Annotated in this window: 16 protein-coding genes and 1 pseudogene; 13 read left to right on the forward strand and 4 right to left on the reverse strand. The window is 31.8% G+C overall.

The window, feature by feature from the left end; all coding sequences use genetic code 11:
• The 13 genes and pseudogenes from GY065_RS11185 to GY065_RS11245 form a co-directional block, all read left to right on the forward strand.
• Positions 1–1,683 (forward strand): RHS repeat-associated core domain-containing protein (locus GY065_RS11185; protein ID WP_174834176.1); only part of this gene is annotated, 1,683 nt, incomplete at its 5' end.
• Between the two features lie 2 nt (positions 1,684–1,685).
• On the forward strand, positions 1,686–2,171 hold the full coding sequence (locus tag GY065_RS11190; RefSeq protein WP_174834177.1) for a hypothetical protein: 486 nt from the start codon (positions 1,686–1,688) through the stop codon (positions 2,169–2,171).
• A 34-nt stretch (positions 2,172–2,205) separates the two neighbouring features.
• Positions 2,206–2,403, forward strand: a pseudogene (locus GY065_RS13115) (hypothetical protein); the annotation flags it as partial.
• Between the two features lie 214 nt (positions 2,404–2,617).
• On the forward strand, positions 2,618–2,998 hold the full coding sequence (locus GY065_RS11200) for a hypothetical protein (RefSeq protein ID WP_174834178.1): 381 nt from the start codon (positions 2,618–2,620) through the stop codon (positions 2,996–2,998).
• A 167-nt stretch (positions 2,999–3,165) separates the two neighbouring features.
• On the forward strand, positions 3,166–3,492 hold the full coding sequence (locus GY065_RS11205) for a hypothetical protein (protein WP_194241860.1): 327 nt from the start codon (positions 3,166–3,168) through the stop codon (positions 3,490–3,492).
• A 109-nt stretch (positions 3,493–3,601) separates the two neighbouring features.
• A complete protein-coding gene (locus GY065_RS11210; RefSeq protein ID WP_202984094.1) occupies positions 3,602–4,567 on the forward strand; it encodes an RHS repeat-associated core domain-containing protein in 966 nt (321 codons plus the stop codon).
• Between the two features lie 120 nt (positions 4,568–4,687).
• A complete protein-coding gene (locus tag GY065_RS11215) occupies positions 4,688–4,963 on the forward strand; it encodes a hypothetical protein (RefSeq protein WP_174834179.1) in 276 nt (91 codons plus the stop codon).
• Between the two features lie 6 nt (positions 4,964–4,969).
• Complete coding sequence (locus GY065_RS11220) at positions 4,970–5,476, forward strand: hypothetical protein (RefSeq protein WP_174834180.1); 507 nt, start codon at positions 4,970–4,972, stop codon at positions 5,474–5,476.
• A 14-nt stretch (positions 5,477–5,490) separates the two neighbouring features.
• Positions 5,491–5,991: a hypothetical protein gene (locus tag GY065_RS11225; protein WP_174834181.1), complete on the forward strand. Its 501-nt coding sequence runs from the start codon at positions 5,491–5,493 to the stop codon at positions 5,989–5,991.
• A 157-nt stretch (positions 5,992–6,148) separates the two neighbouring features.
• Positions 6,149–6,661, forward strand: a complete 513-nt coding sequence (locus GY065_RS11230) for a hypothetical protein (protein WP_174834182.1) — start codon at positions 6,149–6,151, stop codon at positions 6,659–6,661.
• A gap of 289 nt (positions 6,662–6,950) precedes the next feature.
• A complete protein-coding gene (locus tag GY065_RS11235) occupies positions 6,951–7,454 on the forward strand; it encodes a hypothetical protein (protein WP_174834183.1) in 504 nt (167 codons plus the stop codon).
• Between the two features lie 14 nt (positions 7,455–7,468).
• On the forward strand, positions 7,469–7,972 hold the full coding sequence (locus GY065_RS11240) for a hypothetical protein (protein WP_174834184.1): 504 nt from the start codon (positions 7,469–7,471) through the stop codon (positions 7,970–7,972).
• A 739-nt stretch (positions 7,973–8,711) separates the two neighbouring features.
• Positions 8,712–9,056 carry a hypothetical protein gene (locus tag GY065_RS11245; protein ID WP_174834185.1) on the forward strand — a complete coding sequence of 115 codons (345 nt, stop codon included), beginning with the start codon at positions 8,712–8,714 and terminating at the stop codon, positions 9,054–9,056.
• A gap of 793 nt (positions 9,057–9,849) precedes the next feature.
• Here the strand turns inward: GY065_RS11245 and GY065_RS11250 are convergent.
• The 4 genes from GY065_RS11250 to GY065_RS11265 all read right to left on the reverse strand — a co-directional run.
• Positions 9,850–10,845: a hypothetical protein gene (locus tag GY065_RS11250; protein WP_174834186.1), complete on the reverse strand. Its 996-nt coding sequence runs from the start codon at positions 10,843–10,845 to the stop codon at positions 9,850–9,852.
• Between the two features lie 277 nt (positions 10,846–11,122).
• Complete coding sequence (locus GY065_RS11255; RefSeq protein WP_100116193.1) at positions 11,123–12,091, reverse strand: hypothetical protein; 969 nt, start codon at positions 12,089–12,091, stop codon at positions 11,123–11,125.
• A 6-nt stretch (positions 12,092–12,097) separates the two neighbouring features.
• Positions 12,098–12,739: a hypothetical protein gene (locus tag GY065_RS11260; protein WP_100116192.1), complete on the reverse strand. Its 642-nt coding sequence runs from the start codon at positions 12,737–12,739 to the stop codon at positions 12,098–12,100.
• A gap of 345 nt (positions 12,740–13,084) precedes the next feature.
• On the reverse strand, positions 13,085–13,529 hold a 445-nt coding region (locus tag GY065_RS11265; protein WP_174834187.1), incomplete at its 5' end, for a hypothetical protein.

Raw genomic sequence — 13,529 nt, forward strand, 5'->3', positions numbered from 1 at the left:
GTCGGGCGCTTAATTGGCAAATACACCCCCGACGGCACCACCGCCTACCAGTATGACAAAGTCGACAACCTGCTCAAAGTCGGCTTTAAAGCCGCCGGTTTACCACCGGAAGCCGAACCGGAACTGATCAGCTTCAGCTACGACATAATGGGCAACCTGCTGAGCGAAACCACTACACAGGGTGTTCTGCAGCATCAGTATGACAAACTGGGCAACCGCATCGCCACCACCCTGCCAGACGGACGTACCATCAACAAACTGTATTATGGTTCCGGCCATCTGCACCAGATTAACCTGGACGGCCAGATTATCAGCGACATCGAGCGCGACCTGCTGCACCGGGAAACCCTGCGCAGCCAGGGCAGAATGAATACCAGTTTTCAATACGACCGCACCAGCCGCCTGACCGGCAAACAGACCAAACGTCCGGGAGCGGGCATCCTGCCGGATATCATACTGGACCGCAACTACAGCTACGACAATCTGGACCGGCTGGTAAGCAAAAAACACAACCGACAGGGACAAAGTGATTACCGCTACGACGTGACCGGCCGCATCGAAAGCTGCCGCAACGAATCCTACTGGGAAACCCTGCAATACGATGCTGCGGCCAACCTGCTGGATAGAAGACGCGGTGAAGAAGAAAGCAATCAGAACCTGATCCGCTTTAACCAGTTGCTCAGCTTCCGCGGACTGAAATACAGCTACGACGAACACGGACGTACCCGCAGCAAAGAAACCGCCAGCGGTACCCAGTATTACCATTACGATGCCGAACACCGCCTGACCGAAGTGCGTATCGAACAGCTAAACCATACTGAACGCTACGGCTACGTCTATGATGCCCTCGGTCGGCGCATCGAAAAACACCGGCTGGACCGAGATGGCAAACCATGCAACCGCACCACCTTCCTGTGGGACGGGCTGCAGATGATTCAGGAAAGCAGTGCAGACAAACGGCAGAGCCTGTATCTGTATACTGACGAAGGCAGTTATGAACCGCTGGCGCGGATAGACAGAAACGGTAATCAGGAAAAGCACATCTACTACTTCCATACCGACCTGAACGGCATGCCGGAAGAGCTGACGGATGAAGCCGGTGAAATCGTCTGGGAATGCTCATACCAGCTGTGGGGCAAACCGATACAGGAGATTGCTCATACAGAGATACAACAGAACCTGAGGTATCAGGGACAGTATTTAGACAGAGAAACCGGACTGCACTACAATACTTTCAGGTACTACGATCCGGATACAGGCCGCTTTACCCAGCCTGACCCGGTTGGATTAGCCGGCGGATACAATCTGTATCAGTATGCGCCTAATCCTATTACCTGGATTGATCCTTGGGGTTGGGCATGTAAACCAAACCATCAAGCTGGGAAGGCTTCGAAAAAATATGGACATGCCCGTCAGCGACATGGTTCTCAACTAAAAAAACAACAGTTAATGGATAGAGCAAAAACTACGAACGACCCTCAAGGTCATTTTAGTGATAACAGAATGATAGAAGAGGCGTTTGATAAAGCACCTAAAACACCTGGAATACATGATGTTAAAGTATCACAAATATCAAATGTGTATTATCCTGATGGGACTACAAAAACAACTGATATAGTTAGGGTTGTTATCTATGAAAATAGAGGTCCTATTACAGCATATCCTTATATCCTTGGAGACTAAATATGAATATTAATTTAATTATAAAAGAAAAACCTACTGAATTGGATAAGTATCTAAATCAAGAAGATATGGAAGTATCACCTTTCGAATTTGCTCTTCTAGAACTAGAACAGTATGTAAATGGGTATATTAATATCTCATTTGAAAATAAAGCAAATATTGTTTTAGATTTGTTTTGTGATTTTTTGGTGTGTTTTGACTGTATAATCCGTTCTATAAATGCGACCAAATTAGCACATTCTAAAAAAGAAGAAATATGGTTTTGTGAGCAAGGTTCGGATTTCTATTTATTTTATGAAGTTAAAGATGAAATAATTTATTTAACCTTTAAAAAAGGAAAATCTGTAGGTCTGCCAAATAGAAATACACCCGATTTTTCTGTAGAAGTAAATAAAATAGAATATTTTAAGCAATGGGAAAATTTGTTCCAAAAATTAAGCATTATTTTTGAAAAAAAACTTCATAAAAAAATCCCTATACCCTTTTAATTCTTAGTTATGATCCTATAAAGGTCGCTTTACTCAGACTGATCCGATTGGATTGCTGGGTAGTATTAATCTGTATCAGTATGCGCCGAATCCTCTCACTTGGATTGATCCTTGGGGATTGTCCGCAGGATGTGGACCAAAAAAATCAACAAAACTAGGGTACAGTAAAGAAACTCGTGCCCAAAAACCGGTAAAACCAGAAAATGCTGTACAAAATGGGATGAATTTCTAGGACCTGGGCCTTATTCAAATAAACATCCTAGAACAGGAGTGCCAGACCCAGATAGAATAGTGTCGGCAGATGGAAAAAGAAGTATTCGTTATAATCAGCATGAAATGAATAGTAAGTCGTCTAAGCATCATTATCATGAAGAAACTTGGACTTATGATCCTGTTAAAGATGTGATGAATGTTGATAATACGTTGATTAGGGTACCATTAAAAAAATGAAAATTATTGTAAAAGAAAAACTGAGTGATCATATCGTAAAGTTCGAATCTAATTTAGGTAATGGGACTGCTAATTGGGAAAATAATAAACCGCCGATATTAAATACTTCTTATAATATTGAATTGGATATTGATGATTTTTTTGAATGGGAAAAAAATATTACTCTTGATAAAAAAAATAAATCAAGTATTTATCTTTTTGATAATAAAATTTTTTTTAGTGCGAAAGTAATATCATGTGAAAATGATGGAATATGGGTTTTATCTTTCGGAAATGATATTGTTCTTATAGAAGCATCCGGGACATGTGAAATAAATAAATTCGTATCCTTTTTTACCACTCCTGATAATGTCAGGCTTTATCCAATAGAACTATAAATTAAAAATTAGATAACTATATTACTCCAGAAATTATATTGAATTTGATATAGATACAAGTCGGGTAGAGTTCAGGAAAAATGACCTAGGTGTCGAAGAATATAAGATAAAAGGTGACGTTGAACTGGATAAGAAAACAACTAAATTTTATAAAAGGTGCTAAATTTATGGAACAGTATAACTCAAAAAATGAGGATGATCTAAAAAATATTTTAATATTTTTAGAAGAAATTGTTACGGTAATAGATAAAATTGGTTCTGGATTTGATAAAAGTAGTAAAACAGCAGCAGCTTTGTTACTTTTCTTTAATCAATGCAATGTGTTAGATAAACTATCTACAATTAGAAAATATCTATCTAAAGAGTTAGAAGCTAAAATGACCTCCGATGAATATGATAAATGGATAGAAATAGATTTGCCATTATGGAAACCTCCATATGATAAAACAGAAGAGGAAATATTGGGAATGTTAAATTCTGTGAGACCGAAATGAACATTTAGATAGTGAATTAAAGCCAGAAAGCTCTGATCGATATTTCTGGCTATTTTTTTTGTTACTTAAATGCGATTGATTTAAATGAGTAGAGTGCAAATTAATAATAGTGATATTTAGCTTAACGAAAGAATATTGTGAATTTGGCAAGAGTAATAATTACAATGAGGTTGTTAAAAGTATATTTGCTATTTTCGAGTATACCTTTTTTGCTCTGTTTAAACATTTTGCTGAAAATGATATCTTTATAATAAATAATTATGACAAAGATTTAACACCAAGTGATGTTTCGGAGTATTATTTCCAAATTAGAGAAATAGAAGCCTACTGGGAAACCCTGCAATACGATGCTGCGGCCAACCTGCTGGACAGAAGACGCGGCGAAGAAGAAAGCAATCAAAACTTGATCCGCTTTAATCAACTGCTCAGCTTCCGCGGACTGAAATACAGCTACGACGAACACGGACGTACCCGCAGTAAACAAACCGCCAGTGGTACCCAGTATTACCATTACGATGCCGAACACCGCCTGACCGAAGTGCGTATCGAACAGCTAAACCATACTGAACGCTACGGCTACGTCTACGATGCCCTCGGCCGGAGGATTGAAAAACACCGGCTGGACCGTGACGGCAAGCCATGCAACCGCACCACCTTCCTGTGGGACAGGATGCAGATGATTCAGGAAAGCAGCGCGGACAAACGGCAGAGCCTGTATCTGTATACCGACCAGTACAGCTATGAACCGCTGGCGCGGATAGACCGGACAGGCAATCAGGAACAACACATCTACTACTTCCATACCGACCTGAACGGCATGTCGGAAGAACTGACGGATGAAGCCGGTGAAATTGTGTGGGAATGCTCATATCAGTTATGGGGCAAACCGATACAGGAGATTGCTCATACAGAGATACAACAGAATCTGAGGTATCAGGGACAGTATTTAGACAGAGAAACCGGACTACACTACAATACTTTCAGGTACTACGATCCAGATATAGGCCGCTTTACCCAGCCTGACCCGATTGGATTGCTGGGTGGCTTTAATCTTTATCAGTATGCGCCTAATTAACTTAGGTGGATTGATCCTTTAGGATTAAATAAAGAATTCTCTGCATACTGTGCTTTCGGAAATGCAAAAAAACCTAGAGGACCAAGACCAGATTTAGATATTCCTGTTGACAGTAATGGAATGGTAAAGTCTCAAGCTGGCAAAGAATTACCTAAAGGAGCATCTGTCTTAATTGATACAAAGCTTGAGAACAGTCCACATTTAAATGGACATTACTATACAATGCCTGATGGCTTAGGTATTAAACGAAATGGTCCTGATGCGATCGATGGATCAACGCGCGCACCAGGTCATGCTACCATTTATCCTACACGAGATATGTTAATGGATGAATTTAAAGAGTTATTTGACTCTTTACCATGGAAACATGGTGGAAATAAGAAGAAACGGAAATAAGAAAAAATGACAATAGAACCTATTTATTCTAAAGAATGGATAACTGTAAATGAGGCTGACACAAAAGTTAGAGTCAGTCGGTTTCATTTTAGAAAAACAAATGATTTATTTGAACAAATTTTATTCGCTCTTAACAATGATGATTTAGCTGAACAGGCAACAGCACTGAGATTTATCAGGGATGAAAGTTTAAACGAATCGGAATTTAAAATATTAACACCAGCAATCATTAATATAGCTATAAATGGAAATACTGATAATTTGATTCTTGCCAGAGATCGCTTAATAAGAGGCGGTTTTAATCGTGATTACATTATTAGAGAAAAACTAACACCTATGTTTAATGACTTTCTTAAGACTGAGAATCAATATATATATAGAAGACTTGCAGAATTGTTGTTTTTTTTAAATTACAAAGAGTTAAGAAAAAGATTAATGGAAAAATGTAAGGATAGTAAAGATAAAAATATCGTAAATATCTATACTGAATTTACTGAAAAATATGATTTTTAATAGAATTAAGAAAAATGACAACAAAACCTATTTATTCTAAAGAATGGAACTCTGTTAAAGAGGCTGACCGTGAACTTGTAGTGAGCAAACATAACTTTAGAAAAACAAATGATTATTTAGAGCAAATTTTATTGGCTTTAAATGATCTATCACAACAGCAGCTTGCATTGGAATGGATAAGAGATGAACGTTTTAGTGATTCAGAACTTGAAGTATTAATACCTATAATTATTGATATGGCAGTAGATGGTAATATAGACAACTTGCCTTATGCCAGAGAAGTTTTATTTAATAACGCTTTGAACAGTAATGATGTTGTCAGAAAAAAACTAACATCCATGTTTGATGACTTTCTGAAATCTGATGATTATTATGTATATGCAGGAGTTGCAAGAATACTGATTTTTCTAAATTATAGTGATTTAAGAATCAGATTAACAGAAAAATGTAAGAATAGTACTGATGAGGATATAATTGATCTCTATAAACATATTATTCAAGACGAGTGGTTTTAGCAAAATAAAGTTAACAAAAGGAGAAATTAAATTCTCAAAGATTATGGTAATCGGAGGCTCAGACCGTGCAATATTTTATGCAATACAAAATACTAACAATTAAATCCGAAAAGTTGTTTGATTCTCTACTCTGGAAATATGGTGGAAATAAGAAAAAATGACAACAAAACCTATTTATTCTCAAGAATGGAACTCTTTAAAAGAGGCTGACCATGAATTTATGGTAAGCAAACATAACTTTAGAAAAACAAATGATTTTTTTAAGCAAATTTTATCGGCTCTTAATTTTGAAAAAGGTATAACGCAACAGAAAATTGCATTAAAATTGATAAGAGATGAGCATTTTAGTGACTCAGAACTTGAAATATTAATACCTATAATCATTAATATAGCTGTAGATGGTAATATAGATAACTTGCCTTCTGCCAGAGAAGTCTTATTTAATAACGCTTTGAACAGTAATGATATTGTCAGAAAAAAACTGACATCCATGTTTGATGACTTTCTTAGTTCTGAAGACGACTGGATATATATGAGACTTTCAGAATTATTAATTTTCCTAAATTACAATGATTTAAGAAAGAGATTAATAGATAAATGTAAAAATAGTACTGATGAGAATATACTAGACGTCTATACTAGTTTTCTTCAAGACTATGGCTGGCTCTAGCAAAACAAAGCTACCAAGGAGAAATTAAATTTTTATTCAATCTCTGTTATAGTCCTATAGACAGGTATATTATTAATTTCATTAGCTCACTGTTTAACCTATGGTTGCTGATATAATTCTACATTTTATTACAGTCTAGTCTGCCTATGTTCAATAATCCCAGTAATCAATGGCTCAGATCTCGCGGTATTATATGCAATATAAAATGCTAACAAATTAGTTCTAAGAATTATTTGATTCTTTATTCTTGAAATATGGTAGAAATAAAAAGAACTGGAAATAAGAAAAAATGACAATAAAACCTATTTATTCTAAAGAATGGATAACTGTAAATGAGGATGACACAAAAGTTAGGGTTAGCCAGTTTTACTTTAGAAAAACTAATGATTTATTTGAGCAAATTTTATTGGCCCTTAATGATGATGCAGCTGAACAGGCAACGGCATTGAGATTTCTAAGAAATGAGTGTCCTAGTGCCTCAGAACTTGAAGTATTAGCACCAGTAATCATTAATATGGCTGTAAATGAAAATACTGATAACTCGATTCTTGCCAGACAATGTTTAGTCAATAGCGCTTTTAATCAGGATCGCACTATCAGGAAGAAACTGACATCTATGTTTGATGATTTTCTTAAGTCTGAGAATCAATATACATATAGAAGACTTGCAGAATTATTGTTTTTCTTAGATTACAAAGATTTAAGAAAAAGGTTAATGGAAAAATGTAAGAATAGTAAAGATAAAAATATCGTAAATATCTATACTGAATTTACTGAAAAATATGATTTTTAATAGAATTAAGAAAAATGACAACAAAACCTATTTATTCTAAAGAATGGAACTCTGTAATAGAAGCTGACCGTAGACTTGTGGCGAGCAAACATAACTTTAGAAAAACAAATAATTTTTTTGAGCAAATTTTATTAGCATTGAATGATCAAGAGCAACAGCAACTTGCATTGGAATGGATAAGGGATGAGCATTTTAGTGACTTAGAACTTGAAATATTAATACCTATAATCATTGATATAGCTGTAGATGGTAATCAAGACCACTTGCATTATGCCAGAGAAGTCTTATTTAATAACGCTTTTAACAGTAATGATATTGTCAGAAAAAAACTAACATCCATGTTCGATGACTTTCTTAACTCTGAGGACGACTGGATATATATGAGGCTTTCAGAATTATTAATTTTTTTGAATTACAATGATTTAAGAAAGAGGTTGATAGATAAATGTAAAAATAGTACTGATGAGAATATAGTAGACGTCTATACTAGTTTTATTCAAGACTATGGTTGGCTTTAGCAAAACAAAGCTATCAAAGGGAATTTAAATTTTCAATGATTTTTATTACCTCTTTTAGTCTTATAAATATGTTATTATTAATCTTATTAATCCATTGTTTTATCTGATAAAACTTACTCACAATTTCTAATTATAATCTATTATCAGCGCAACAAACTGTTCAAAATTGCTTAATGCGCCCTTTCAGCAAATTGTTTTTAAGATGGATATTAATGAAGAATGATAATCAGCCTACCCTTTTTAATAATCATAATAACCAGAGGCATCAAATATACAATTTACGCACCGGTTTGAACGGTACACTTAAAAAGCTGACGAATAAAATAATTAAATCATATGAGATTACTCATATCAGCTTTGTGGCAAACCGATACAAGTAATCGCATATATCGATACAATAAAATTTGAGGTATCAGGACTAATATTAAAACAGAGAAACTGTTTTGCATTAACAATCATTTCAGGTTTGATAATCAAGATATAGCTTGTCTACTCAGCTTGATGCGTTAGGGGCTGTCCAGTTATTTTAAGCTGGTAATATACACAAGATAAATGAATTTTATATTGAGCTTTGAAGCTAAAAAACTAAATAGATAAAAATATGCCAAAGATAGAATTTACCAAAAGCAAAAAGCTGATTTACATAATGGGTGGTGATTTATAAAAAACAATCCGAACAAAATTCTTTAATTTATGTTAAGATTATATATAATTTGATTTGTTGATTAATAGATTAGTAATGAAATTTATTTATAAAAAGGATAAAAACAGTGATACTCATTGGATATTTTGTGAATCCAATCATGCTCCTTTTATAGTATTAAGTACTATTAATGATAAATATACAAATATTTTTTATGATATAACAAATTATCATCTTGCTTTAGAACAAATTTCTGATGATGTAAAAAAACTATATTCCGTATATATTGAATTTTGTATGCTTTCTGACCCTGTGATTCAGGAGTTATTTGATCAATATTATTTTTTTAATTTAATAGTAAAAAGTGAACATGCTGATTTTTTGGCAGGAAAATTATATGATTACCTCTTATTCAGGTTAAATGAATCTAAATTAATCTGATATTTTCAGACTCGACTACAAAAACAACAGATGATTAAGTGTTTATAACGCATATACGGCGAGATATTTCTCCAGTTAATTAGGGAAACTAAAAGGCTAAACAATTTAATTGTAGATAAATAATCAATTTTTTACGTAACCACATTAATTCAGGCTAGTTACTTAGCAAATATCAGAATAACTTATGGCTTAGATAATAAACGTTGCCGACGTGCAATTGTATAATTATTATCTATGGTAAAATCAATAGCCAACTGGAAATCCGTATCTTGTCATGGTTATATAGCTAAAAATCAATAATTTTTCTGACAATTTTCATTGTCTGAAATTATATATAAAAACGAATCCATTTCTGCACTTTGCATAAAAGAATTAATCCTATTTGAATTAATATTTCAAAGAATTTAGTGTACTTTTGCTTATTATTTAACATCTCCCTCCTACAAAAAAATATTCTAAGATTTTTTATATAGACAGAAATTTCTTTTAATGAATCTATTATATAGAATGTGAGCACATCATTATTATTTATATGAATATAAATAGTAGGTAGTTGTGTCAATACATTTAAAATGAATTATCATCTAATTGAACAAGTTGTTTTTAATTATACTATCAAGTATATGGTAAATATACAAATATGTTCGTACCTCAAAAACGTTATAGACAGGAAGAACACGATAAATATCTTCCTGTCAATTACTGATGTTTTTTACTATTCAAATATTTTTCGTAATCGAAATATTTGATCCAATTTTAAGTAAAAAAATTATTATTATAAATATTTTTTCTTTTATTTTTTACCTAGTTCTTTTTCAATACGAATTAGCTCTTGTTTAAGTCCGTTCACCTCACATAAATAAAGATATTTAAAGTATGGTAAAATAACATCATTATTATTATCAAAATTAGGCATTGTTATACATGCTTGATCTAATTTTTTCTTAAATAATGGGAAAAAGTTTTTTGAGGTTTTGGATTTTTTGACCAGCAATGTCGTGTTCTTTTTTACTTCATTAAGATAATATGTATAAGTATTTGGCTCATTACATTCAGTATCCAATTCTTCTTCTAAACACAGTTTACCTGAATTTTCATTGTAATACGGTTTGGAATATACAATCAAATTATCAGGAAAATTTATTTGTTCCCTATTTGTTTTAATCTTTATTGCCTTAAATTTATTTTGTTTAAAGTCTATTTTATAATGTGCCCATAAAAATAACCAATCACCCTCCTCATTAACGCCGTGATTTATAATAAAAATATTAAATTTTTTATCGATATAGTAACTTAGTTCATCAGTGAAACCAAATTCACCTGTACGATGCCAACTTACCGTTAATTGATCAACAATTTGCCCGTCTTTTTCAAGAAATAAAATAATAGTAGGACTCTCATAATAAGTATCAAAATAAGGAACTTTAATATTTTTTTCTACCAAAAAAAGGGAAAATTTATCTGACTGATAAAGATATATTTTTTTCTCTGCCACAGAGTCTTCTTTTTTTATATTTTCAAGTATATTAGAGTTAGAAATAAATTCTAAAGGGCATTTTTTTTGAAAATTTTCAATATCTGAATTTGTATAATCAAGTGAATGATCAAACTCACATTTTTTATTTATAGTTTCAATATCAGACATTTTTTTTATTTTTGACCATCCATGTGGCAATGAATTATTTAATGGTTTGGAGAAAATAGCTGGTGTGAATATAATCAATAAACATAGTCCGATAAATAATTTACTATTAATCAATTTTATTATTTTCACTTTAAAAATTTTCATTTATTTGATCCTGACATAATATATATATTTTATAAAAAAACTACTTAATAAAATCATAATGATATAAATTTTTAACACTTTGCAAATAGTAAGAATAGTCCCTGTTCTGTATTTTTATTAATTGCAATAATTAAATGACTAAATTGCAATAATTAAATGACTAAATTGTAAAAATTCATTATATATTTTACATTATTTTTGGGTACGAAAAACCGTAATGTTTTTTTATTCCATTATAGTAGTTAATAATTAACTTTGAGTATGCATAAAATTCAGATCATAAAACCTCTAATCTTTGATCGATTTTTTTAATTTTTTTCTTTAATTGCCTGGTTAAACATTTTGTTATCTTGTAAGTAAATTTTTCTGCTTCAAAATGATCATTTGGTTCTGATATTGATAAACACTTTTTATTAATTTGCTTATCGATTATTTCTATTGATTCTTTACTATTTGTATTTTTTTCTTTCAACATCTTAATTTTTTCAGATAAAATATTATGGTAAAACCGATACGAATCAATACTACATCTTGTTGAATATTCTTTTTGATAGCATGTTTTTACTTTATCAATTTCATAAGGTGTTTCTTTTAATGAGCCCTCAAGAATTCTAAAATGATCTGGATAAATAATTTCATATTTATATCCATCATCGATCAACAGATCTATAAGATTAAAATGATAATTTTTTTTGTCTATTTGATAATGTTTCCAGAATACAGGTTCCACATTACCATCTATATCCTTGACTGATAATGTATAAATATCCCCGCTATCACTAATATAAAAATATTGATTGATATACCAATAATAACCATCCACATCATAATAACTCTTCGCTAAAGTAATTTTATCCATAAAATTTGTTTTATTAAACATGGATAAATTGAGCGCTTTTACGGGGTATTTAGTATTATTAATTATTTTGGTAGAGGTATTTTTTTCAATAATAAGATCTAGTTTCTCAGAATTATAAATATTTTTTTTATTGTTAATGGTTTCATATAAATTCTGAAAGTAGAAAGCAATTTGATTAATTGGACAATTTTTCATTATCTTTTCACGTTCAGAATTGGTCATTTCCCAAAAATCAATTGGTTTATGGCAATCTTTTTCTAGTTGAATTATATCTATTGATTGAATATCAGATTTACCTTTATAATTTTCAGCCACATTAAATTGCTCTGCATAGCTATTATAAATAAACAAATTTATTATTACAGCTATATATATTGATTTTTTCATGATCTACTACTCTACTAAGTTAAAAATACCAGAAGGCGTCATTTGAAATTCTACAGTTTTGGTATCGATTTGATTCTTTTCTGGATTTATTATGAGTTCATTTGGATTTTCATCGGATTCAATAAGGTTGTCATGCTGATATTGGGTTATCAAAATTTTTCCATTTGGATTTATTATAAAATCATTCCAGTATGATATTTCACCACTTTGAACTTGATAAAGTAATATTGCATCAATAACCCCTCCTTGATCATCATAACTATATAATTGAAAAGTAAATGCTTGATCATTATCACCCCTCGCCATCTGTATAACGCCTTTATATAAAATATTTTTATAATAAAAATAACAATGAGGAAAATAGAATGGCGTTTTACCGAGATAATCAAATAATTTAGGTTGATATAAAAATTCCTTGTTAGTGAACCTGAGGGGAAACGGCATATCAGGAGACAATTGCAATCCATTTTCTCCCCAATAATAGTATTTTTCTAATTCAGCAGAGGAATAAGGCAAATTTACTTTTTTATAATGCTTGAGTTCAATTTCTTTAGTATTTGCAATTTCATTGGAAATATCTGCAATTGCATTGCTAACATTCCCAAATACTATAAAACAGATAATAATTGGATAAATTAAGTATTTCATGCGTTAATTTTCTCAACTTTCTTTATAGCATGGTATTGAAAATATGAGCGATGTGGATAATAGTTAGCATCAATTGAAATTTGGTTAAAACAGCGTATTATGTATTTAATCACATAGCTCTATCTCTGTATAATTGTCCAGTCATTTATTAAAAATATACATTTGTATACATTTTACTACAGCTAAGTCTTTTAAACCAAGTTCCAATTTCTGATTTTTAAACTTTATATAATTCAATATTGGTAATTTTATATTGAAATTTTTCTTTAAAATATCATAGAGAATTTTCTACTTTTATACTGTACTATTTCAGGAGATAGTTGCGACTCAGATAGGATCTATTTATTAATCAGCAGATTCAATAGTTGTCAATTTTGTCCCATTTTTTTTGTGTTTAAAAATGTAAGACGTTTCTCCGCCTTCAAAATGCTGTAATATTTCTAACTTATTCTTTCCTTTCCATTTATACTCAACATCAACTACCTTATCTTCATAAGTTACTGAGCGATTTTCACCTATTCCAATTTTCTCCCTAAAAATATATGCTGGATTTGTACTCATTGCATCATACACATCTAAAATTGACATGTGTTGATAATAGCAAACTTCGACAAACTCCATGATTTCTTTCTGTGGTATGTCTACGCATTTCCCATTATTATTTAAATCATTGAGTTTTTTTTCATCTTCATTAGATAAACGATGAAAGAAAAACAGTTGATTTTTATAAGGTATCATCAATTCATTATTATCAAGCAGAATAATATTAATATTACTGTAAATATTACTG

The organism is Snodgrassella sp. ESL0323 (assembly GCF_013346865.1).
GTDB lineage: Bacteria > Pseudomonadota > Gammaproteobacteria > Burkholderiales > Neisseriaceae > Snodgrassella > Snodgrassella alvi.

What these genes read in the sequence shown, in the direction of transcription:
- GY065_RS11245 (WP_174834185.1), top strand. Translation starts at nt 8,712, where the DNA reads ATGAAATTTATTTATAAAAAGGATAAAAACAGTGATACTCATTGGATA.
- GY065_RS11230 (WP_174834182.1), top strand. Translation starts at nt 6,149, where the DNA reads ATGACAACAAAACCTATTTATTCTCAAGAATGGAACTCTTTAAAAGAG.
- GY065_RS11235 (WP_174834183.1), top strand. Translation starts at nt 6,951, where the DNA reads ATGACAATAAAACCTATTTATTCTAAAGAATGGATAACTGTAAATGAG.
- GY065_RS11220 (WP_174834180.1), top strand. Translation starts at nt 4,970, where the DNA reads ATGACAATAGAACCTATTTATTCTAAAGAATGGATAACTGTAAATGAG.
- GY065_RS11225 (WP_174834181.1), top strand. Translation starts at nt 5,491, where the DNA reads ATGACAACAAAACCTATTTATTCTAAAGAATGGAACTCTGTTAAAGAG.
- GY065_RS11200 (WP_174834178.1), top strand. Translation starts at nt 2,618, where the DNA reads ATGAAAATTATTGTAAAAGAAAAACTGAGTGATCATATCGTAAAGTTC.
- GY065_RS11190 (WP_174834177.1), top strand. Translation starts at nt 1,686, where the DNA reads ATGAATATTAATTTAATTATAAAAGAAAAACCTACTGAATTGGATAAG.
- GY065_RS11215 (WP_174834179.1), top strand. Translation starts at nt 4,688, where the DNA reads ATGGTAAAGTCTCAAGCTGGCAAAGAATTACCTAAAGGAGCATCTGTC.
- GY065_RS11205 (WP_194241860.1), top strand. Translation starts at nt 3,166, where the DNA reads ATGGAACAGTATAACTCAAAAAATGAGGATGATCTAAAAAATATTTTA.
- GY065_RS11250 (WP_174834186.1), bottom strand. Translation starts at nt 10,845, where the DNA reads ATGAAAATTTTTAAAGTGAAAATAATAAAATTGATTAATAGTAAATTA.
- GY065_RS11240 (WP_174834184.1), top strand. Translation starts at nt 7,469, where the DNA reads ATGACAACAAAACCTATTTATTCTAAAGAATGGAACTCTGTAATAGAA.
- GY065_RS11255 (WP_100116193.1), bottom strand. Translation starts at nt 12,091, where the DNA reads ATGAAAAAATCAATATATATAGCTGTAATAATAAATTTGTTTATTTAT.
- GY065_RS11260 (WP_100116192.1), bottom strand. Translation starts at nt 12,739, where the DNA reads ATGAAATACTTAATTTATCCAATTATTATCTGTTTTATAGTATTTGGG.